Origin of the sequence: Aeromonas sp. SER (assembly GCF_038739615.1) — a bacterium.
GTDB lineage: Bacteria > Pseudomonadota > Gammaproteobacteria > Enterobacterales > Aeromonadaceae > Aeromonas > Aeromonas jandaei.
Window position 1 is genome coordinate 388,064 of sequence record NZ_JBCGFC010000001.1, and the last position, 19,665, is coordinate 407,728.

Consider the following 19,665-nt stretch of genomic DNA (forward strand, 5'->3'; position numbering starts at 1 on the left):
ATAAAAAGAGAACCCGGCATGGCCGGGTTCTCTTTTATTGGCTGTTATTCACGCCAGAGGATCTTGTTGCGCCACTTCTCCGGCACAGTGAGGTGCCAGCGGGCGACTTCGCTCTTGCTAAAGACATATTCGCCACGCAGGGCCGCCCGGGGGGAGAGGGTTTTGGGCAGCGCACCCGCAAGTATGTTGTTGATGAGCGCCGCCGCCTGCAGCCCCTGATCCTTGCCATCGAGCACCAGGCCACCGATGGCCATCCCTTTGCCCACGGTGAACTCCCAGAAGCAGAAAACCGGCACCGGACTGTGCCGGCTGGTCCACTCCAGTACCGTTTTCTCATTCACATGCTTGCCATTTTCATCCAGCAGTGTGTGGTAGAGACCGAGGAAGATGGCGCCATAGCCGTTTTTCTTGCTGTTGAGTACCGCCTCCTGCCAGAGGTCATACTCGCCGAGCAGCTGACTGTAGACCCGGGTCTGGCCAACGCGCAGCTCGGTCTGGGTTTTGAACTCATCCTCGATGGCGGTGAGAGCCACATTGCTGGAATCAAACAGTACCAGTGCTTTGTTGAGACCGCCCATCATCTGGCTCATCTCGCTGATATTGCGTTTGAGCAGCGGGCGTTCCAGCACGCCGGTGATCTTGGGATGGCCGACAAAGCCCTTGAGCCGGGGATTTTCGTTCATGCCGAGAAAGACGACGGGGGTACCGAGGGACGAGATCTCGCTGGCGAGATAGTTGATGGCGTTGTCATCGCCGAGCACCACAATATCCGGTTTGCTCTTGAGGTAGAAAGCGATGGCCTGTTGGGCGATCCCGTCGAACTCTTCCCGTGGCCGGCGCTTGGTATCCATGTAGAAGTGGCTGATCTGGTGCGTTTCCTTGAGACCATCCACCAGCCCCTGGTTGTAACTGATGTCCCACAGATAGTCGGGGTGGTAGCTGCTGATCACCAGTATGCGGGCTGCCCACACAGGCAGGGATAGGGTAGTCAGCAGTAGCAGCAAGAGGGATTTACGCATGGGGTATCCTGTGTCGAACCGTCGTTTCTACCCGTTCAGTATGAGTGGTTTTGCTTGGCACTGTCACTCCGCCATCCAGAGTGTTTACTGCGAATTTTTTTCTGCTTGGGCAGATCGGACGCCAGCCCGCACCACCGTTGAGGATGGCCTTGTTTGAGGCTTTTGTTGGTTGGTCGTGAACTGTCCCACTCGCTGTAAAACCTGTTTTGGATCAATAAATGGCTACCTGCTTTGGTGCCTAATAGACACCACATATAGGGCTGCATTCATTTTTAATACCTATATGTTGTGTTATTAAGCTGTGTATAAGCTGTTCCCTTCCTCTCTTCAGCCCTGGCTTGTCAAGCCTCGGCTGAATTTGTTTGCGTCCAGGACGAGACGTTGGAGGGGAACCAACAAGGGTAAGCCCAGAGCAGATTGCCTGGCCTTTTAACGGGGAAAATTCATGAAACCGGTTGTGATCAAACGTGACGGCTGTCGCGCACCATTCAATGCCCAGTTGATTAGCGAGGCGGTCAGTCGTGCTGCGGAAGCGGTCAATCAGGCCAATCCGGCACTGGCACTGCGTATCTCAAGCGCGGTGAGTCAGGAGCTGGAGGGGCGTGGTGAGGTTGATATCCACGAGATCCAGCGTCTGGTTGAAAACCACCTGATGGCCTCCGATGACAAGGTCATTGCCCGCGCCTATATCGAATATCGTCACGATCGGGATCAGGCCCGCGAGGCGCGCGGTCGTCTGGCGCAGGAGATCCGTGGTCTGGTCGAGCAGACCAACGCGGCCCTGCTCAACGAGAACGCCAACAAGGATTCCAAGGTGATCCCGACCCAGCGCGACCTGCTGGCCGGTATCGTCGCCAAGCACTATGCTACCAGCCACATGCTGCCCCGTGATGTGGTTCAGGCCCACGAGAGCGGCGATCTGCACTTCCACGATCTCGACTACTCTCCCTTCTTCCCCATGTTCAACTGCATGTTGATCGACCTGCAGGGGATGCTGACTCACGGCTTCAAGATGGGCAATGCGGAGATCGATACCCCGAAATCGATCAGCACCGCCACTGCGGTCACCGCCCAGATCATCGCTCAGGTGGCGAGCCACATCTATGGTGGCACCACCATCAACCGCATCGATGAAGTACTGGCCCCCTATGTGACCATCAGCTGGCAGAAGCACCGTGAAGTGGCCGAAGAGTGGGGCATTGCCGATGTGGAAGCCTATGCCATGGCCCGCACCGAGAAAGAGTGTTACGACGCCTTCCAGTCGCTGGAGTACGAAGTCAACACCCTGCACACCGCCAACGGCCAGACCCCGTTCGTTACCTTCGGCTTTGGCCTGGGTGACAGCTGGCAGTCGCGGATGATCCAGCGCGCTATCCTCAGCAACCGTATCGCCGGCCTTGGCAAGAACAAGAAGACCGCCGTATTCCCGAAACTGGTGTTCGCCATCAGGGATGGCCTCAACCACAAGCAGGGCGATCCCAACTACGATATCAAGCAGCTGGCGCTGGAGTGCGCTTCCAAGCGGATGTACCCGGATATCCTCAACTACGACCAGGTGGTGAAGGTGACCGGCTCCTTCAAGACCCCCATGGGCTGCCGCTCCTTCCTCGGTGCCTACGAGGAGAATGGCGAGCTGATCCACGAAGGTCGCAACAACCTCGGCGTGGTGAGCCTCAACCTGCCACGCATAGCCCTGAAATCCCGCGATGAAGCGGACTTCTGGGACAAGCTGGACGCAGCCCTGCGGGTGGCCAAGAAGGCGCTGATGTATCGCATCGAACGTCTTGACGGGGTCAAGGCTCGGGTCGCTCCCATCCTCTATATGGAAGGTGCTTGCGGTGTGCGTCTCAAGGCCGACGACAACGTCAGCGAGATCTTCAAGAACGGCCGCGCCTCCATCTCCCTTGGCTACATCGGGGTACACGAGACCATCAACGCTCTGTTTGGTGACTCGGTACACCTGTTCGACAGCGCCGAGTTGCAACAGAAGGCCATCGCCATCATCGAGCGCCTCAAGGCCGCGACCGATGAGTGGAAGGGGGAGACCGGCTACGGCTTCAGCCTCTACTCGACCCCGAGCGAGAACCTCTGCTCCCGCTTCTGCCGCATCGATGCCAAAGAGTTTGGTGTGGTGCCGGGTGTGACCGACAAGGGCTACTACACCAACAGCTTCCACCTCGATGTGGAGAAGCAGGTCAATCCGTACGACAAGCTGGACTTCGAGGCGCCCTATCCGCCCATCGCCAGCGGCGGTTTCATCTGCTACGGCGAGTACCCCAACATCCAGCACAATCTGGAAGCGCTCGAAAACGTCTGGGATTACAGCTATGACAAGGTGCCCTACTACGGTACCAACACCCCCATCGACGAGTGCTACGACTGCGGCTTTACCGGCGAGTTCGAGTGCACCTCCAAGGGCTTTACCTGCCCGCGCTGCGGCAACCACGATCCCGCCAAGGTGTCGGTGACCCGCCGTGTCTGTGGCTACCTCGGCAGCCCGGATGCACGCCCTTTCAATGCGGGCAAGCAGGAAGAGGTGAAGCGCCGCGTCAAACATATGTAAGCGCTGCAATGATGAAGAGCTGGCCCCTGACTCAAGGGGCCATTTTCATTGGAGGGTGGCAGCCATGCCGCAGTCCCGTGAACAAGGCAGGAAACAAGCGATGCACTACCACCAATACTATCCGGTCGATGTGATCAACGGCCCCGGCACCCGTGCCACCCTGTTTGTCTCGGGCTGCGAACATCAGTGCCCCGGCTGCTACAACCAGAGCACCTGGCGCCTTGACGGCGGCAAGCCGTTCGATGAGGCGATGAGCGATCGCGTCATTGCGGATCTCAACGACAGCCGCATCAAACGACGCGGGCTCTCGCTCTCTGGCGGCGATCCGCTCCACCCGGCCAACGTTCCTCATGTGCTGGCGCTGGTGAAACGGGTGCGTGCCGAGTGTCCCGGCAAGGATATCTGGTGCTGGACCGGTTACCTGCTGGGCGAGCTCACCGCACCTCAACGGGAGCTGGTGGCTCTGCTTGATGTGCTGGTGGATGGCAAGTTCGAGAAGGAGCTGGCGGATCCCGGTTTGCTTTGGCGTGGCAGCAGCAACCAGCAGATCCATGATCTCAACGCCTGGCGTGAGGGCGGGGAGCGTATCACCTGTCTGTTTGCCTCCTGAGTCCGGCACTCTGCCGGTTTAACTTTCGCCAACTTGATGTTTTCAGGGCCAATCTTCACAGATTGGCCCTTTGTTTATGTCCAGCTCGGGTCTTTTTCGCTAGGATGGGTCACTGACCAGTGGACGGCCAGTCTGCTGACCAAGAGCAGAACAAGAAACAACCAGCATAAGAGACGAAAAGGAGCTTGGCATGGGATGGAAAGCATTGTGGTTGGGGTGTGCCGTGTTGCTGCTGGCAGGATGCAGCTCCCGGCAGGAGGTCGCCGCTAACCGTACACCGATCGCGATTCCCCTCGAGCAGCTCTCCAGTTACTGGATCCAGGAAAACCGCCTTTCATTCTTTGGTAATGACGTGCCTGTCGTCGTGCCTGCCAAACCGGTCAGGGGATATGTGGATGTACGCTACCAGATCGATGCTGATGGCAACCCGATAAAACCAGAGATCGTCGCCGCCGAGCCGCCCGGAGAGCTGGAGCAGAGCGCGTTGGCAACCCTCTCACGGCTGCGCTACAGTCCGGCGGACAGTAATCCGGATGCCATTCCCGTGGTGGTGACCAACCGCTTTGAAATAGAGCTCAACTGATCCCCGAACAACCAAAAGAGAGACCCCGGCCTGGCCGGGATCTCTTCTATTTACTGCTGTTTGCAGTTGTTGTAGACGATCTGCCAATCATCGTCCTGACCGCGCATCTCGACAAACCCTTCATCCCCCTTGTTCCACCAAACGGCTTCACGCTCATCCGTATAGCGGGCGCCGGAGGCCGAGATGGCCTGCGGCAGGGTGTAATCCTTGCCGTCCGGTAGAGACAACTTGATAAAGCTGAGGCTCTCGTCGGAGAGAGAGAAGTAGCGCACCTGCACCTTCTTGCCCTGTTCACACTGATAGCTGACGGGGTGACCGCCGGTAACGGTGAGGGTATTGCCCTGATTGCAGCCGGCAAGTAGCGAGAGAGCCAGTGCCCCCGCGCTCATCATATGGACCTTGTTCATGGTTACAGCTCCCCTGATGTGATACGGTGGTGTCATACGGGCGTGAGCCTAACAGCTCAACGCTCTGCTGTAATCACTTTGTGCGAGGGTTGCGTCGATTGATGTCTGACGGGGGGCGAATGTGGCCGGAGCGCCTTTCAGCGTGCCCCGAACCGGGTTTCAAACTGCTGCATCAGCGCATCGTAGGTGCCGTTCATTTTGATCTTCTGCAGCCCCTTCTCGAACCGTTTGGCCATCTCTTCCCCTTGAGGGTGCTGGCGAGAGAAGGCGACCCAGAAGCCATCGGTAGAGAGCTTGCCGACCTTGACCACCTGACCCGTCAGCGCTTTCTCCCGGATCTTGAGATAGCCCGGCATGCCATTCATCAGGATGTAGTCGACTCGGCCCCGTGCCAGCATATCGAGGATCTGGGCGTCGGATTTGGCCTGAAAGCGGGCGATCTGCGGATCTGTCATAAAGCTGGTGGGGTAGGTGTAACCAAGAGTGATGCCGACCCGCTTGCCTTTGAGAGAGGCGAGGTCGAGGTCCCGGTGTGGCTCGCTGGCAAGGGCAAAGATGGCGAGATCCTCGCTGAACATGGGGGTCTTGTGCCAAAAGTACTGGTCGTGATTCTCATCCGTGATGGTGGCATCGAAGCAGCCTGCCAGCTGGTCGCTCTTGGCATCGTGCATGCAGCGGGCAAAGGGAAGGGTACGAAAGGCGACCTCGATGCCTTCGGCGGCGAATACCGCCCGAACCAGCTCGGGGGCCAGCCCTTGCGGCTGACCCGTCTCCCTGTTCAGCACGCTGTAGGGGGCCCAGTCATCTTCGGCGCCAATCAGCAATGGTGCTGCGCCGGTCTGGCTTGCCGCCAGCCAGAGCACCCCTGCCAACAATTTTCCCCACTCAGCGACCATAGCGCGGCTCCTCACCCATACATTGCAGCTCTACAAGCATAGCTAGCGTCCTTGCTCCGCCTGGTCAAGGTGGTTAGTGGCGTTCGAGTACGCCAACCGTCAGCAGCCGAAGCGGGTTGCCTCAAAGCGGTTGAGTAATTGGTGCACCAGATAGCAGATAAGCAGGGTGGCCACGATGGCAAAGAGGATGCTGCTGACCCGGTAGAGCGCACTGAATACCAGATCGTTTCCCGGCGTCAGATATTGACCGAACAGGATGCCGAGGGTGGTCAGGGCACCAAAACCGACGCCGGAACCGCTCGCCTCCTTCACATGGGCATGGCTGAACAGCATGGCGCCGAGCCAGAGCAGCGGAGCCACCAGCAGCAGTTGACCCGACCAGTCATAGAGCAGCAGCTGGCCAAGCAGACCGAAGGTGACACCGAGCAAGGTGCCCATGGCCCGTTTGCGGGCGTAGTTCAGCGCCCCGTTCCAGTGCATGGGAAAGAGCACCAGCAGGGTGGTGGCTTGCGCCGACATGGAGTCACGCAGATCAAACACCTGAAACACCAGAAACGAGAGGGTGGCGACCGTTGCTCCCAGCAGAGCCTCATGGCGCATCCGGTGCGGTGCCTTGGGGGCAGGGGCTGGTTTGGGGCGCGCCTCCACATCCGGTATCAGGGCCGTCATCAGGTAGGCGATAAGCACCGACAGCACGCTGGCCAAGAGGTTATTGAAGATGAGGTCGTTGAGGTCGGTCTGCGGATAGCTGGCAAAGTGGAGCATGATGCTGAGGCTCAGCACACCGTTGGCACCAAACAGGAACAGGCTGCCCCGCGACATGGCGGCAAAGCGGTAGAGAAACAGCAGAAAGGCGATGGGGGTCATCAGCCCGGGGTGGCTGCCGAACAGCCCCCCCAACAGACCCACCTCCACCCCGCAGATGGCTGCCGCAGCGATCAGCTGGCGCGCGGCATGACCATTCATCACCGGCACCATGCCAAGCAGCAGCACGGGGGTAACCGTGTAGAAGACCCCGTAATTCCAGCCACACAGCTTGCAGAGCAGAAAGCCGGTGGTGCAGCCAAAGGCGATACGCAGACACTGGCGCAGCTCGTTACCGGTCAGGGGCCGATGCCACAGATGGGTTGTGGCTGGACTGGGTGACGCAGCTTGATTAGTAGACATAGTGCAGCAGGCTGAGCAGATGGATCTGGGCACGAGCCAGCATGGCGGTCAGCGGGTTGTCCGGCAGCAGTTGTACCGTGGCCCGGGCACCGGCGGGGAGGTGGGATGGGAGATCATCCAGCTCCAGATGCAGGCGCATCCGCTGGGCGTCCCGTACCCAGCGATCCGATTCGACCGGAGCGGCCAGCCGACCGTTGGCATCAAACTGACCGGCGCTCACACCCGCATCGAGACTGCTGACGCGCGCGGGATAGAGCTGGCCCGGTTCGCCATCGAAGGCGACCAGCGCCCTGGTCTGGTCACCAACGTGGCGCAGACTCTTTTCACGAAAATCGGCAATGACATCAACTTGTTCCGACACCAGCGCCAGCAGCGGAGTGCCTGCACTGGCGATGCTGCCCGGCTTGAGTTGCAGGTTGGTGATGGTGCCATCCTGATCCGTATGCACCTGGCTGTAAGCCAGTGCCAGCTCGGCCTGAGCCAGCTTGTTGCGAGCCTGGCGCAGCAGCAGGTTGTCATCCCCGGTCAAGCCACGGCTGGCCTCAAGCTGGGTCAGCTTCGCCTTGCTGGCACGCAGACTGGCCTGGGCACTGCGCAGGGCACTGTCAGCCTCATCTTTCTGCTGCAGCGAGACCATGCGACGTTGGAACAGAGCATTGATCCGCTCAGCTTCACGCCACTTCTGGCTTGCCAGCGTCTCCTTGGCATAGAGCTCGGCATTGGCGGCACTGAGGGCTGCATCCAGCTCGCTGTTCTGTTGCTCTGCTTGCGCCAGGGCAAGACGGGCCTGTTCGACCGCCAGCTCGAAGGGAACCGGGTCCAGCCGGAAGAGCAGGTCGCCTTTTTTGACCTGCTGGTTGTTGTGTACCGCTACTTCGACCACCTTGCCGCTCACTTGCGGGGCCAGCTTGGTGACAACCCGGGTGGCCATGGCCTGCGGGGTGAGGGGCATCAGCAGGTCTGCCATCAGAAAGTAGGCAAAGAGGGCGGTAAAGCCGGCCATGGACCATTTGATCCAGCGGCTGAATTGTTGATCCGGGGTCATTTTATTCCTCTGCGGGTTGTGCATCGGGCGGGGTGCTCTGCCCACCGTTCTCGTTGTGTGTTTCAATCTTGCTCAGGGCATTGGCCGAGATGCGCTGCACCGTCGCCTCAAACAGACTCAGGGTCTCTTCGTCGATACCGGCCAGCAGCTCTCTGCGAATATTCATGATGCGGTTGGCGATCTGGTCGAGCAGGGTCTGGCCGGTGGGAGTGACCGAGACGATGCGGGCCCGTTTGTCCTGACTGCAGCAGTGGCGTTCGATCAGCCCCTGCTCTTCCAGCTGGCCGAGGGTACGCATCAGGGAGGGGAGCTCGATTTCGAGGGCGTCGGCCAGGGTCTTCTGGCTGACATGGTTGCCCATGCGGGAGAGCTTCCAGAGCGCAGTCCAGCGCGGGTGGGTCAGACCAAGGGGGGCCAGCTCCAGATCGGCGGCGGTACGCCACAACCGGTGCATGCGTGCTATTTGCTCGGCGAGCGACAGTTCGCGCAACCTCTCCAGATCCGTCATCCCTTGTTCCTCACTCACATAAAATTGTTAGCCTGCTAACTATTATCATTTATTTAGCAGGCTAAGTAAATAGTGTGATGCAGCTCTCTTTTTCAGCTGATGACAGCAAATCGTGAACGAGTGGGGCTTGATTGGAACTTCTTGGCTGTGGCGTGACCGGAGCCGGGGGAAAAAGGGGAAGAGCGAAAATATGTGACGAAATACCGTAATAATTTCGAGGCTATTTTCAGAAAATATCTGTATCGCTCGCGCAGCGTATTTTTTATCCGCTAATATTGATGAGGTTATAAAACAGGGAGAGACGGGTTGTGGATGGCTATGACAGTGGATGTGTATATCTGGCAATAGAAGCTCTGCTGAGTGATGGAGAATATGGTGCAGAGTCCCATTATGGTGTGAGTCGGGAGGGGCCCAATAAGGGCGCCAGCAAGCATGCCGATATCTGCCATGATTTTGACCCTGCCAATATTCCATTGCTGCTGATGGAATAGATCTGACCACGTGTAGTCCTTGTGAGTTCAAGCCGGTGCCGATGTATGCACTGGCTTGGCTCATCGCTCTATATTGATATTCCCCTTTCCTGATGTTGGCCAAGCCGCCAGTTTTTTGCGATGCCTTGCTCTTGCTGCGTCTCTGTGGCCATAGCCACGGATGGCTGCAGCGCGGCTGGTCGACAGGCACCGACCCCGACCATATGTTTCGCTGCCAGCGTAGATTATTTGCCACAGGGTTTGTCATCCGGTTCTGCTATTTTCACCGACGCCTCTGCTTATCCCGATCCACAAGCCGGGATTGGCTGGAAAATAATTATCCGGTTTGTTCGCTTGAGCTTCATATAACGCCCGCTTGCCATACCGGATGTATGACATTTGTTCGAGGCGTGACGTTTAAGTTTTTAATGTTTTTATATGGCTTTGCAGTCTGGCTAACCGACAGGGGCGAGGGGGATCAATAAAGTAGCGGCCACAATCACACGCAGAGTCCATAACAATGAAAAACCTCTCTACCCTACCAACCACACAAGAAAAGGCCGCTTTTATGGGTGGCCACCAAATTGCCGGTATGCCGCTCTTTATATTTCTCGGGCTGGCGACCTGCGTTCTCTTTTCCGGCTGGAACGGCTCGCTGCCGCTCGGCATGGTCGGTGCACTGGCGCTGATGTTTGTGCTTGGCACCCTGCTGACCGAGTTGGGCGAGCGGATCATGCCGATCCGCGAATATCTGGGTGGCGGCACTATCCTCGCCATCTTCGGCGGTGCTGCCCTGTTTGAATATCAGTTGCTGCCGGTACAGGCGGGACAGGTCATCACCAACTTCATGAAGGAGGGGGGCTTTCTCAACTTCTTCATCGCCAGTCTGGTGACTGGTTCGGTGTTTGGCATGAGCGGCGCTTTGCTGAAAAATGCCGCCATGCGCTACCTGCCGGTCATTCTTGGTGGCGTCGCACTGGCGCTGCTGAGCGTGGGGCTGGTCGGCTCCCTGATGGGATATGGCTTCAAGAATGCGGTGCTGCTGATTGGCCTGCCCATCATGGGCGGTGGCATGGGCGCTGGCGCGGTGCCTCTGGTGGAGATCCTCTCCGGCCCGATGCAGATGTCCAGTGCGGATCTCTTGTCACGCATGGTACCGGCGGTCGTGATCGCCAATACCCTGGCCATTCTGGTGGGCTCCCTGCTGGCGCGCCTTGGTCGCCGTTACCCCTCCCTGACCGGCAACGGCAAGCTGATGGTCAAAGAGAATAGCCAGAGCATTGCTGACGAGCAGGCCGAAGCGCCGACCCTGCAGAGCCTGGGCATGGGCCTTTTCATCAGCTCCAGCATGTTTGTGCTGGGCTCCCTGCTTGGCAACTTTATCCCCATGCACCCCTTCGCCCTGATGATTTTGGCAGTCGCCTTTATCAAGGTGAGTGGTCTGCTGCCGCGCCGTTATGAGCAGGCGGCAGCCGACTGGTATCAGTTTGTGGTGAGTAACCTCACCCCCTCCCTGCTGGTGGGGATCGGCGTTGCCTATACCAGTATTCCGGAGCTCATCAGCGCCTTCTCCATCAGCTACTTCGTGCTGGTCATGGTCACCGTAATTGGCGGGGCTCTCGGTGCGGCGCTGGTCGGCAAGCTGATCGGCTTCTATCCCATCGAGGCGGCCATCACCGGCGGGCTCTGCATGGCCAACATGGGGGGGACCGGCGATGTGGCTGTGCTCTCGGCGGCCCAGCGCATGAAGCTGATGCCCTTTGCCCAGATCTCCTCCCGTCTCGGCGGTGCCGTGATGCTGATTTTGGCGACCGCGCTTATCTCCCTGCTTGCCTGATACCGGATTGAGGAACAAACAAGATGAACGACATCATGATGGGCACCAGCCTGCCCTATGCAGAACGCAAGCGTCAGGGTGTACGCGGCCGCATGCCGCATAAGGAGGAGTCTCTCTCCCAGCAGCGGCGCCGGATCTACCGATTGGTCAGCGCCATGCAGAGTCCGTTTGACCAGCATCTGCTGCTGCGCCAGCTGCAGGAGGACAACCCGGTACTCTTCTACGATCTGGTGCGCCACCACCTGCCGGAGCTGCTGCCAATCATCTACACCCCGGTGGTGGGGGAGGCGTGCCAGCGCCACAGCGATCTCTATCTGCGCAGCCACGGGCTCTACCTCTCCTGGCACGACAGGGACGACCTCGACGACATCCTCGAGTCGGTGGTGCAGGAGGTGGATGTGATAGTCATCTCCGACGGTGAGCGGGTGCTGGGGCTCGGCGATCTCGGTATCGGCGGCATGGGGATCTGTATCGGCAAGCTGGCGCTCTACTCTGCCGCGGGTGGCATCAACCCGGCACGGACCCTGCCGCTCTGCGTTGATGTGGGCACCAACAACCCAGAGCTGCTGGAGGATGACTCCTACCTCGGCTGGCAATCCCCGCGCATTGACGGCGAGAGCTACTACCACTTCATGGACAAGGTGGTGGCCGCCATTCGCAAGCGCTGGCCGCAGGTGGTGCTGCAGTTTGAAGACTTTGCCGGCAAGCACGCCGCCAACCTGCTGGCCCGCTATCGCGACGAGCTCTGCATGTTCAACGACGACATTCAGGGTACGGCGGCAGTGGCTTCCGCCTGCGTGCTGGCCGGGTTGCAGCAGGCGGGCACGGCCCTGTGCGATGCCCCGGTGCTGATCGTCGGGGCGGGCTCGGCCGGTTGTGGCATTGCCGCCATGCTGGCCCAGCTGGCGGGGAGTCACGACGGGGTCTGGCTGTTTGATCAGGATGGGGTGGTTTGCTGCGATCGCCCTGCGTTGACCCGCGCCCAGCAGCCCTTTGCCCGCGCCGTAGAGGAAGGTAACAGCTCGCTGCTGGAGACCATCCGCCAGGTGCGACCGGCGGTCTTGATTGGCGTGAGTGGTCAGGGTGGCCTCTTTACCCGCGAGGTGTTGCAGGCGATGGGGGAGGTGTGCGATCAGCCGGTGATCCTGCCGCTCTCCAACCCGACCCGCAGCGCCGAGGCTATCCCCGAGCAGGTGTGGGCCGCCACAGATGGCCGTGCGCTGCTGGCGACCGGTAGCCCTTTTGCGCCGGTGACGGTGGCGGGCGAGCGGCGGGTGGTCTCCCAGTGCAACAACGTCTATGTATTCCCGGGGATTGGTCTCGGGGCCTGCGCCGTCAAGGCGCGCCGTATCAATGATGGCATGTTGCTGGCCGCGGTACGGGCGGTCGGTGCCTATCCGCTGTTGGCGGGTCGGCTGCTGCCTCCCATCGAACAGGTGGGGGAGGTGGCTCGCGCCGTCGCCAGAGCGGTGGCGCTCTGCGCCCGTGAGGAGGGTTTGGCCGATTTTGCCGGTGATCCGGCACCTTTGATTGACCAGACCTGGTGGCATCCGCACTATTGGGTGGCTTCCTGACGTTGCAAGGTCCGTGCATGAAACTTCGCCACCAGCTGGTTACCCTCTCCCTTGGGCTCTCCCTGCTGCTCATCATCATTCTGGGCAGCCTGCTCGCGCTCTTTATCCGCCACCTGCTGGAGAGCAATCTGGAGGAGAAGGGGGGCGATCTGGCCCGTATCATGGCGGCTGACAGCCGGGTGGTGGCGGCGCTGCATCAGGGGAGCGAGCCTGCGCTGCGCGATTACATGGAGGAGGTGTGCCGCCGTACCGATGCCGCCTATATGGTGGTGACCGACGAGCATGGCCGTCGCCTCAGCCACCCCAACTCTGCTCTGGTGGGGGGACAGTTTCGTGGTGAGGATCTCTGGCCCGCGATCCACGAGCGGCGCAGCTACTGCTCGCGCGACATGGGAACCATGGGGCCGGCGATCCGCTGCTTCTCTCCGGTGGTGGGGGCTGACGGGCGCGCCATGGGGGCCGTGGTGGTGGGCTACCTGATGCAGCAGGTGGAGGGCATCTACATGGAGCGGATCGCCCTGCTCATCAGCGCCATCGGCGCCGTCTTTGGTTGCGGCCTGCTGCTGGCGCTCTGGGTGCAATATCTGCTGCGCAAGACTCTGCTCGATCTGGAGCCGGAGGCGATCGTCCGCCGCTTCACCCTGCAGGATCTGGTGCTCGAGCAGATCGCCGAAGGGGTGATCGCGCTGGATGGCCGCGGCCACATCGCCATGATCAACAGCACCGCCATCTATCAGCTGCGGCTGCCTGCCACCGGTCGCCACGCCCTGCAGGGGCTGGCGCTGGCCGAGCTGGTGCCACCGCTCGCGCCCGTACTCGAGCAGGAGGGCGAGGTTGCCTTCACCATTCAGGGCGAATCGTTCGTCGGTCGCTGGCAGGTGGTGCATGGCAAGGAGCCAGGGCGCCTCCTGATCTTCAGTCGTCCCGAAGTGGCAACCAGTCTGGGGGTGCAGGTCACCCACTTGCGCCAGTACGCCGAGATGCTGCGGATGCAGAGCCACGAGTTTGCCAACAAGCTGAGCAGTCTCTCCGGCCTGTTGCAACTGGGCCATGTGGATCAGGCGGTGGAGCTTATCCAGCAGGAGAACGAGGCGTGCCAGACCCTGCTGCAGGAGCTGCTGGAACTTATCGACAACAAGCCGGTGGCCGGCCTTATCCTCGGCAAGTTCAGTCGGGCCCGCGAACTGGGGGTCACGCTTGAGCTCGATCCCGATTCGGCGCTCGGCGAGTATCCGGCCGCCGTCTCGGCCGATCTCATCACCCTCATCGGCAACCTGCTGGACAATGGTCTGCAGGCGGCCTGGCGCAATCGTCAGCAGTGTCCGCCGCGGGTGTTGCTTTCTCTCTGCGATGTGGGGCGCCGCTTGGTGATCGAGGTAGAGGATAGCGGCGAGGGGGTGGACGAGGATCTGGCCGATCACCTGTTCGATTACGGAGTGAGCCGCCAGAGCGGCGATCATGGCGTAGGACTCTTTCTGGTCAAGGAAACCGTGGGGCGCTACGAGGGTGTGATAGAATGGCGCCGAACTGTCGAGCAGACCACCTTGTTTGGCATCTACCTGAATAAAAACAAATTAATGTGAGCCATGGATCCAATACTCACCCTTGTTATTGAAGATGACGATCGGATTGGTGCCATCTTGTCCGAGCTGGTGGCCTCCACCTCCGGTTTCTCCCTGCTGGGGCGGGCCGGTACGCTGGCCCAGGCCGATGCCATGATGGCCGGTGTGGTGCCGCAGCTGTTGCTGGTGGATATCTCCCTGCCTGACGGCTCCGGCCTTGAGTGGGTGAGCCGCCTGCGCAGCTACAACCGCGAGGCTTATGTGATCATGGTGACCGCCTCGCGTGATGTGGAGACCATCCAGCAGGCGCTCAATCTCGGGGTGCATGACTACATCATCAAGCCGCTACGGCTGTTTCGCATCCAGCAGAGTCTCGACGAAATCCTGCAACTTCATCAGAAGCTCTCCGAGCCGGGACGGCTGGAGCAGGAGGATCTCGATCGCCTGCTCGGCAAGGGCCGTGCCCAACCCAAGGAGGTGCGTACCACTCCCAAGGGGATCGACAGCATTACCCTGCGTCAGGTGCTTGACCTGCTTGCCGCCGAGCCCGAGAGCGTCTTCTCGACCGATACGGTGGCGCAGCGGTTGTCGCTGAGTCGCACCACGGCACGCCGTTATCTGGAGTATCTGGAGTCGGAAGATCGGGTGGATGTGGATCTCAACTACGGCCAGCGCGGACGACCGGAGCGGCGCTACCGCTGGCGCCGGGCGGGGTGAAGCCGGTTGACAGTCGCTCAAACACGATAGAAATGAACAAGGGAGCCAGCGGCTCCCTTGTTGTTTTTGGCATGTTGCCCGTCAGGCCGCATTGCGCTCCGGCAGTGGGACACGCTTTTTCAGCTGGGAGATCATCACGCCCCCCAGAATAAGGCCGCCGCCCAGCAGGTGGTAGCCGTGGATCGGCTCGCCCAGACCGACGACAGCGATAAGCGCCGTACAGAGTGGCATCAGGTTCATAAAGACCGATGTGCGCTCGGCGCCCATGCAGGCGAGGCCGCGCATCCAGCAGTAGGCCGCCAGCAGGGAGGAGGCGAGCCCGGCGAAGAGCACCAGTCCCCACCCTTCGGCCGGCACCGCCATCGAGTCGGCACTGAGAGCGAGCGGCACCAGCAGCAGTACGGCCAGCAGGATCTGCATGTAGAGGTTGAGCCAGGGGCCAAAGGGGGGTTGCCAGCGGCGGATCAGCAGGCCGTAGAGGGCATAGCTGGCGGAGCCGAGCAGCATCATGCCATCCCCCGGGTTGATGCCGTTGTGCAGCAGAGCCAGCGGCTCGCCCTTGCCCAGCAGCCAGAGCACCCCGAACAGGGAGAGGCTCATGCCGAGCAGCGCCTGTTTGCCGGGACGCTGGCCGAAGAAGAGTGCTCCTTGCAGCAGGGTGAGCAGCGGAATGAGAGAGCCGATCACCCCCATGTTGGTGGCGGAGGTGCTGTGAGCGGCGTAGTAGGCCAGACACTGGTAGAGCACCATCCCGAGCGCCGCCAGCACCAGCAGCTTGCCGAGCCAGGGGCGAACCTCGCTGCGTCGCCGCCAGAGGGTGGGCAGGCAGAAGGGGGTCAGCGCCAGGGCGGCGATCACCCAGCGATAGAAGGAGATGGCTGCGGGGTCGAGCACGCTGGCCGCCGCTTTGGAGACCACGGTATTGGTGGCCCAGATCAGCACCGCCATCAGCGGAAACAGGAGGGGGGAGAAGAGTCGCATCAAAGGCTCCTTGGAGTAGATGCGACAAGTTTAACCTTGTCTGTATGTTGTCAAGTAGCGTAAAACTGACAAACTATCCCGCAGAAAAGACAACTCCCCGTTATCTGTTGCAAGGCTACCGCCACCGGTTAGGGTATGGCGCTTGCCTTGTACGGGCCGAGATTGAACATCAGGCGGCTATAGAGGCGGGCATCGAGAGGAGAGTGAAGAGACCATGACCAACCGGCACTACCATCCGGCAGACAGCGAGCTGCCAGCGCCCAATCCCCTCTACTTTCGCTACCAGCAGCTGCAGGCGGAGAACGTCATGGCGATGCACTCCCACCCCTGGGGGCAGCTCAGCATGATCAGTCTGGGGGTGATGGAGATGGGGCTGACCAACCAGCGCTTGCAGGTGCCCGCCGACTACCTGATCTGGGTGCCGGCGGATCTGGAGCACGCCGCCTACAACGAGCAGGCCCTCGACTACACCTCCATCTATGTCAGTCACGAGCTGGCCGCCCGCTTGCCGGCCGAGCCACGCCTGCTGCTGATGACGCCGCTCATCCGCGCCCTGCTCGCCGATTTTTGCGAGCGCAAGGTGGGCCATATGGTGGATGAGTGGGATCAGCGTCAGGCCGAGCTGCTGGTGGCCAAGCTGACCCGTACCCGCTGTCAGGAGAGCTACCTGCCGATGAGTCAGGACAAACTGCTGGCCCCCATGCTGGCCGTACTGCACAACGATCCGGCCGATCCCCGCACCCTGACCCAGTGGGCGCAGCAGCTGCACACCACAGAGCGCACTCTGGCGCGCCGTTGTCTGCGCGAGCTCGGGATGAACTTCGGCCAGTGGCGGGCGCGGCTGCGGCTTATCAAGGCGCTGGCCTGGCTCAAGGGGGAGTTGCCCATTCAGGAGATCAGCTGGCGGCTCGGCTATGGCTCCACCTCCGCGTTCATTGCCATGTTCAACCGGGAACTGGGCTGCTCGCCCCAGCGCTATCGGCAGCAATCGCGAGGCAGTTCGCTGGCGGGAGTGCCGGACAAAGAGTCGCGAACATCTTGATAAGCTACATGTTTATTGTCGTTATCGAGGGTATCATAGTGGCTTGTTTCGAGATTCCACGATGAGGTGCGGGCTATGTTGCCCGGCTTGATCCTGAGGTTTGTGTATCCATCCTGATGCCATGGGGTAAGCATGCTCGCTTCCGGTTCCCGTTTTGCCGAGTCCGTTTTCTGGTATCTGCTGGCATTGACAGGTTGTTCCATTCTGCTGTTCGAATTCGGCCCCGAGCGGGTACTGGATATCAAAAACTGGCCCCACACCGTCGAGGTGACGCGGGCTCCCGGTGCGAGCGAAGCATCGGCCCGCTATGCCCCCTCGCTGGAAGGGGCGCCCGGCGTGAGCTGTATCCGTTCCGGCGAGCACAATACCTATCCCGGCTGCGGTTTGAGTCTGACGCTTTCTGCCCCCGAGCAGGGGCTCAACCTCGGGCGTTTCAAGACGCTCCATGTGCGCCTGAGCGTGACCGGCAATGGTCAGCAGGATTGGCGCTTCTATCTGCGCAACTACAACCAGGCATTCAATATCCCTGGCGATCCCATGTCGCCCAAGTTCAACGAGATCATCTTCCGCCCAGCCGACTACGGCAGAAGCCATGAGGTGCCGCTCGACGTGTTTACCCCGGCCACCTGGTGGATCAAGCGCTACAAGGTGCCCTTGCAATTGCAGGGGCCTGATTTGAGCCGGGTCTACGCCATCGAGATTGCGGCGGGGTCCGACATGTCGGCGGGCGAGCACGGCGTGGTGATCGAAGAGCTGCAGTTTCATGGTGACTGGCTGGATGCCACCCTCTTCTACCGCCTGATCCTGCTGGTCTGGTTTCTCTATGGCTGCGCCACCTTTATGGTCAATCACCTGCATATGAAGCAGCGGCTGCGCCACGCCAATCGCGCCAAAGAGGAGGTGGAGGCGCTCAACCGCAGCCTGAGCGAAGAGAGTCGCCGCTCCCGCGAGCTGGCCTGTTACGATCCGCTCACCGGCGCCCTTAACCGTCTGGGCGGGGAGCGGCTGCTGGCCGATATCGGCGATCTGCCGTTTGCCTTCATCTATGTCGACGTGGATCACTTCAAGCAGATCAACGACACCCACGGTCATCCGGTGGGGGACGAAGTGCTCAAACATCTGGTCAGCGAAATCCAGCTAAACAGCGATGCGCTCTGCCATCTGGTGCGCTGGGGGGGCGAGGAGTTCGTGCTGCTCTGCCTCCATTACGACCTGCTGCGGGCCTGTGCATTGGCCGAGCGGCTTCGTTCCCGGCTGGAAGAGTATCCCCACTGGCCCGCCTCCCTGCAGGTGACCGCCTCGTTCGGGGTGGCCGAACGAGCGGGAGATAGCCCGGAGCGGGTGCTCAAGCGGGCCGATGAGGCGCTCTATCAGGCCAAGAAGCGTGGCCGCAATCGGGTGGAAGCGCAGTGAGAGCGGGCAGTACGCCGTGTAGACCACCATTCGACAACTTCTTATAAAACGGGCAGAACCCTATGACAGGACAAACCATCGGGGCCTTGACCCTGCTGGTGGCCGATTACGACGAGGCCATCGCCTTTTTCACCGAGGGACTGGGGTTTGCGCTGCTGGAAGATACCCGGCTCGACGAGCCGGGCAAACCGGGCAAGCGCTGGGTGCGGGTCGCGCCGGCGGGCAGCACGGGTTCCGCGCTGCTGTTGGCACGTGCCGCCAGCGAAGAGCAGCGTGCCGCCATCGGCAAGCAGGGCGGCGGGCGGGTATTTCTGTTTCTCGAGACCGATGACTTCTGGCGGGATTACCGGCGGATGCAGCAGTATGGTGTCCATTTTTGTGAACAGCCCCGTGACGAGCCTTACGGCACCGTAGTGGTATTTGAAGATATCAGTGGCAACCGCTGGGATCTGCTGCAACGGATATCTGCCAGTGGCATTTGAAAACGTTTATCATCCCGTCTGTCACAAAGTCATAAAAGTGTCACAGAAAATTCTAATAATTGGCGCACCCATCTTCACAGAGGAGAGAGAAGGGAATGGCTAAGCGAATTCTGGTGGTCGAGGACGAAGCACCGATCCGCGAAATGCTCTGTTTCGTGCTGGAACAGAAGGGATATGAGACGATTGAAGCGGAAGATTTTGCCGATGGACTGGCGAAGGTGCGCGAACCCTACCCGGAACTCATCGTGCTCGACTGGATGATGCCCGGTGGCAGCGGCATCCAGTTCATCAAGCAGCTCAAGCAGGATGAAGTGACCCGCCAGATCCCGGTGGTGATGCTGACCGCCCGCGGCGAGGAGGAGGACAAGGTCCGCGGCCTCGAAGCGGGGGCCGATGACTACATCACCAAGCCGTTCTCTCCCAAGGAGCTGACTGCCCGCCTCCATGCGGTGATGCGCCGCGTCTCTCCCACCTCGGTGGACGAGGTGATCGAGGTGCAGGGTCTCAAGCTGGATCCTGTTTCGCACCGGGTCAGCGCCGAAGAGAGGGCCCTCGACATGGGGCCAACCGAATTCAAGCTGCTCCACTTCTTCATGACCCACCCGGAGCGGGTCTACAGCCGCGAGCAGCTGCTCAACAATGTCTGGGGTACCAATGTGTACGTCGAGGACAGAACCGTGGATGTCCATATTCGCCGCCTGCGCAAGGCGATCGAAGAGACAGGGCACGATAGATTGATTCAGACGGTGCGTGGAGCCGGATACCGCTTCTCAACCCGTCTCTAGAGGC

General features: G+C 60.4%; 19 protein-coding genes. 12 read left to right on the top strand and 7 right to left on the bottom strand.

The window, feature by feature from the left end; translation table 11 throughout:
- Positions 1 to 44: 44 nt before the first annotated feature.
- Positions 45 to 1,019 (bottom strand): ABC transporter substrate binding protein, encoded by a 975-nt coding sequence (locus AAHA41_RS01875; RefSeq protein ID WP_203977184.1) that lies wholly within the window; start codon positions 1,017 to 1,019, stop codon positions 45 to 47.
- Between the two features lie 445 nt (positions 1,020 to 1,464).
- On the opposite strand from AAHA41_RS01875, the gene nrdD reads away from it, so the two are divergent.
- The 3 genes from nrdD to AAHA41_RS01890 all read left to right on the top strand — a co-directional run bounded on the left by nrdD (position 1,465) and on the right by AAHA41_RS01890 (position 4,775).
- Complete coding sequence (gene nrdD / locus AAHA41_RS01880) at positions 1,465 to 3,582, top strand: anaerobic ribonucleoside-triphosphate reductase (RefSeq protein ID WP_323069644.1); 2,118 nt, start codon at positions 1,465 to 1,467, stop codon at positions 3,580 to 3,582.
- Between the two features lie 100 nt (positions 3,583 to 3,682).
- Positions 3,683 to 4,192 (top strand): anaerobic ribonucleoside-triphosphate reductase-activating protein, encoded by a 510-nt coding sequence (nrdG, locus tag AAHA41_RS01885; protein ID WP_323069645.1) that lies wholly within the window; start codon positions 3,683 to 3,685, stop codon positions 4,190 to 4,192.
- A 190-nt stretch (positions 4,193 to 4,382) separates the two neighbouring features.
- Positions 4,383 to 4,775, top strand: coding sequence for an energy transducer TonB (locus tag AAHA41_RS01890; RefSeq protein WP_185227534.1), 393 nt, complete (start codon positions 4,383 to 4,385; stop codon positions 4,773 to 4,775).
- Positions 4,776 to 4,825: 50 nt separating this feature from the next.
- Here AAHA41_RS01890 and AAHA41_RS01895 read toward each other — a convergent pair whose 3' ends face one another.
- From AAHA41_RS01895 to slyA, 5 genes are all read right to left on the bottom strand, one after another.
- Complete coding sequence (locus tag AAHA41_RS01895; protein ID WP_323069646.1) at positions 4,826 to 5,182, bottom strand: MliC family protein; 357 nt, start codon at positions 5,180 to 5,182, stop codon at positions 4,826 to 4,828.
- 137 nt (positions 5,183 to 5,319) lie between these two features.
- On the bottom strand, positions 5,320 to 6,078 hold the full coding sequence (locus tag AAHA41_RS01900) for a transporter substrate-binding domain-containing protein (protein ID WP_323069647.1): 759 nt from the start codon (positions 6,076 to 6,078) through the stop codon (positions 5,320 to 5,322).
- Positions 6,079 to 6,177: 99 nt separating this feature from the next.
- Positions 6,178 to 7,245 (bottom strand): DUF2955 domain-containing protein, encoded by a 1,068-nt coding sequence (locus AAHA41_RS01905; RefSeq protein ID WP_043849376.1) that lies wholly within the window; start codon positions 7,243 to 7,245, stop codon positions 6,178 to 6,180.
- Positions 7,235 to 8,290, bottom strand: coding sequence for an HlyD family secretion protein (locus AAHA41_RS01910; protein WP_323069648.1), 1,056 nt, complete (start codon positions 8,288 to 8,290; stop codon positions 7,235 to 7,237). Before AAHA41_RS01910 ends, AAHA41_RS01905 begins: the two co-directional genes overlap by 11 nt.
- Before the next feature lies 1 nt (position 8,291).
- Positions 8,292 to 8,798 carry a transcriptional regulator SlyA gene (gene slyA / locus AAHA41_RS01915; protein ID WP_041208161.1) on the bottom strand — a complete coding sequence of 169 codons (507 nt, stop codon included), beginning with the start codon at positions 8,796 to 8,798 and terminating at the stop codon, positions 8,292 to 8,294.
- 308 nt (positions 8,799 to 9,106) lie between these two features.
- On the opposite strand from slyA, the gene AAHA41_RS01920 reads away from it, so the two are divergent.
- From AAHA41_RS01920 to AAHA41_RS01940, 5 genes are all read left to right on the top strand, one after another.
- Complete coding sequence (locus AAHA41_RS01920) at positions 9,107 to 9,289, top strand: hypothetical protein (protein WP_225628274.1); 183 nt, start codon at positions 9,107 to 9,109, stop codon at positions 9,287 to 9,289.
- 499 nt (positions 9,290 to 9,788) lie between these two features.
- Positions 9,789 to 11,105, top strand: coding sequence for a 2-hydroxycarboxylate transporter family protein (locus tag AAHA41_RS01925; protein ID WP_071912144.1), 1,317 nt, complete (start codon positions 9,789 to 9,791; stop codon positions 11,103 to 11,105).
- 23 nt (positions 11,106 to 11,128) lie between these two features.
- Positions 11,129 to 12,679: an NAD-dependent malic enzyme gene (locus AAHA41_RS01930; protein ID WP_323069650.1), complete on the top strand. Its 1,551-nt coding sequence runs from the start codon at positions 11,129 to 11,131 to the stop codon at positions 12,677 to 12,679.
- Between the two features lie 17 nt (positions 12,680 to 12,696).
- Positions 12,697 to 14,262 (top strand): ATP-binding protein, encoded by a 1,566-nt coding sequence (locus tag AAHA41_RS01935; protein ID WP_201911833.1) that lies wholly within the window; start codon positions 12,697 to 12,699, stop codon positions 14,260 to 14,262.
- Between the two features lie 3 nt (positions 14,263 to 14,265).
- On the top strand, positions 14,266 to 14,958 hold the full coding sequence (locus AAHA41_RS01940) for a response regulator (RefSeq protein ID WP_323069653.1): 693 nt from the start codon (positions 14,266 to 14,268) through the stop codon (positions 14,956 to 14,958).
- Between the two features lie 81 nt (positions 14,959 to 15,039).
- On the opposite strand, the gene AAHA41_RS01945 is transcribed toward AAHA41_RS01940, so the two are convergent.
- Positions 15,040 to 15,939, bottom strand: coding sequence for a DMT family transporter (locus tag AAHA41_RS01945; RefSeq protein ID WP_033115760.1), 900 nt, complete (start codon positions 15,937 to 15,939; stop codon positions 15,040 to 15,042).
- Positions 15,940 to 16,153: 214 nt separating this feature from the next.
- On the opposite strand from AAHA41_RS01945, the gene AAHA41_RS01950 reads away from it, so the two are divergent.
- The 4 genes from AAHA41_RS01950 (at position 16,154) to phoB (ending at position 19,661) form a co-directional block, all read left to right on the top strand.
- Entirely contained in the window at positions 16,154 to 16,981 is an 828-nt protein-coding gene (locus tag AAHA41_RS01950; RefSeq protein WP_323069655.1) for a helix-turn-helix transcriptional regulator, read from the top strand.
- 132 nt (positions 16,982 to 17,113) lie between these two features.
- Complete coding sequence (locus AAHA41_RS01955; protein ID WP_156852300.1) at positions 17,114 to 18,394, top strand: GGDEF domain-containing protein; 1,281 nt, start codon at positions 17,114 to 17,116, stop codon at positions 18,392 to 18,394.
- 62 nt (positions 18,395 to 18,456) lie between these two features.
- Positions 18,457 to 18,876, top strand: coding sequence for a VOC family protein (locus AAHA41_RS01960; protein WP_043849385.1), 420 nt, complete (start codon positions 18,457 to 18,459; stop codon positions 18,874 to 18,876).
- 95 nt (positions 18,877 to 18,971) lie between these two features.
- Entirely contained in the window at positions 18,972 to 19,661 is a 690-nt protein-coding gene (gene phoB, locus AAHA41_RS01965) for a phosphate regulon transcriptional regulator PhoB (protein WP_033115756.1), read from the top strand.
- The last annotated feature ends 4 nt before the right edge of the window (positions 19,662 to 19,665 follow it).

Excerpts from the sequence above, each read along its gene's own strand:
- AAHA41_RS01875 (WP_203977184.1), bottom strand. The coding sequence starts at position 1,019 with ATGCGTAAATCCCTCTTGCTGCTACTGCTGACTACCCTATCCCTGCCT.
- nrdD (WP_323069644.1), top strand. The coding sequence starts at position 1,465 with ATGAAACCGGTTGTGATCAAACGTGACGGCTGTCGCGCACCATTCAAT.
- nrdG (WP_323069645.1), top strand. The coding sequence starts at position 3,683 with ATGCACTACCACCAATACTATCCGGTCGATGTGATCAACGGCCCCGGC.
- AAHA41_RS01890 (WP_185227534.1), top strand. The coding sequence starts at position 4,383 with ATGGGATGGAAAGCATTGTGGTTGGGGTGTGCCGTGTTGCTGCTGGCA.
- AAHA41_RS01895 (WP_323069646.1), bottom strand. The coding sequence starts at position 5,182 with ATGAACAAGGTCCATATGATGAGCGCGGGGGCACTGGCTCTCTCGCTA.
- AAHA41_RS01900 (WP_323069647.1), bottom strand. The coding sequence starts at position 6,078 with ATGGTCGCTGAGTGGGGAAAATTGTTGGCAGGGGTGCTCTGGCTGGCG.
- AAHA41_RS01905 (WP_043849376.1), bottom strand. The coding sequence starts at position 7,245 with ATGTCTACTAATCAAGCTGCGTCACCCAGTCCAGCCACAACCCATCTG.
- AAHA41_RS01910 (WP_323069648.1), bottom strand. The coding sequence starts at position 8,290 with ATGACCCCGGATCAACAATTCAGCCGCTGGATCAAATGGTCCATGGCC.
- slyA (WP_041208161.1), bottom strand. The coding sequence starts at position 8,798 with ATGACGGATCTGGAGAGGTTGCGCGAACTGTCGCTCGCCGAGCAAATA.
- AAHA41_RS01925 (WP_071912144.1), top strand. The coding sequence starts at position 9,789 with ATGAAAAACCTCTCTACCCTACCAACCACACAAGAAAAGGCCGCTTTT.
- AAHA41_RS01930 (WP_323069650.1), top strand. The coding sequence starts at position 11,129 with ATGAACGACATCATGATGGGCACCAGCCTGCCCTATGCAGAACGCAAG.
- AAHA41_RS01935 (WP_201911833.1), top strand. The coding sequence starts at position 12,697 with ATGAAACTTCGCCACCAGCTGGTTACCCTCTCCCTTGGGCTCTCCCTG.
- AAHA41_RS01940 (WP_323069653.1), top strand. The coding sequence starts at position 14,266 with ATGGATCCAATACTCACCCTTGTTATTGAAGATGACGATCGGATTGGT.
- AAHA41_RS01945 (WP_033115760.1), bottom strand. The coding sequence starts at position 15,939 with ATGCGACTCTTCTCCCCCCTCCTGTTTCCGCTGATGGCGGTGCTGATC.
- AAHA41_RS01950 (WP_323069655.1), top strand. The coding sequence starts at position 16,154 with ATGACCAACCGGCACTACCATCCGGCAGACAGCGAGCTGCCAGCGCCC.
- AAHA41_RS01955 (WP_156852300.1), top strand. The coding sequence starts at position 17,114 with ATGCTCGCTTCCGGTTCCCGTTTTGCCGAGTCCGTTTTCTGGTATCTG.
- AAHA41_RS01960 (WP_043849385.1), top strand. The coding sequence starts at position 18,457 with ATGACAGGACAAACCATCGGGGCCTTGACCCTGCTGGTGGCCGATTAC.
- phoB (WP_033115756.1), top strand. The coding sequence starts at position 18,972 with ATGGCTAAGCGAATTCTGGTGGTCGAGGACGAAGCACCGATCCGCGAA.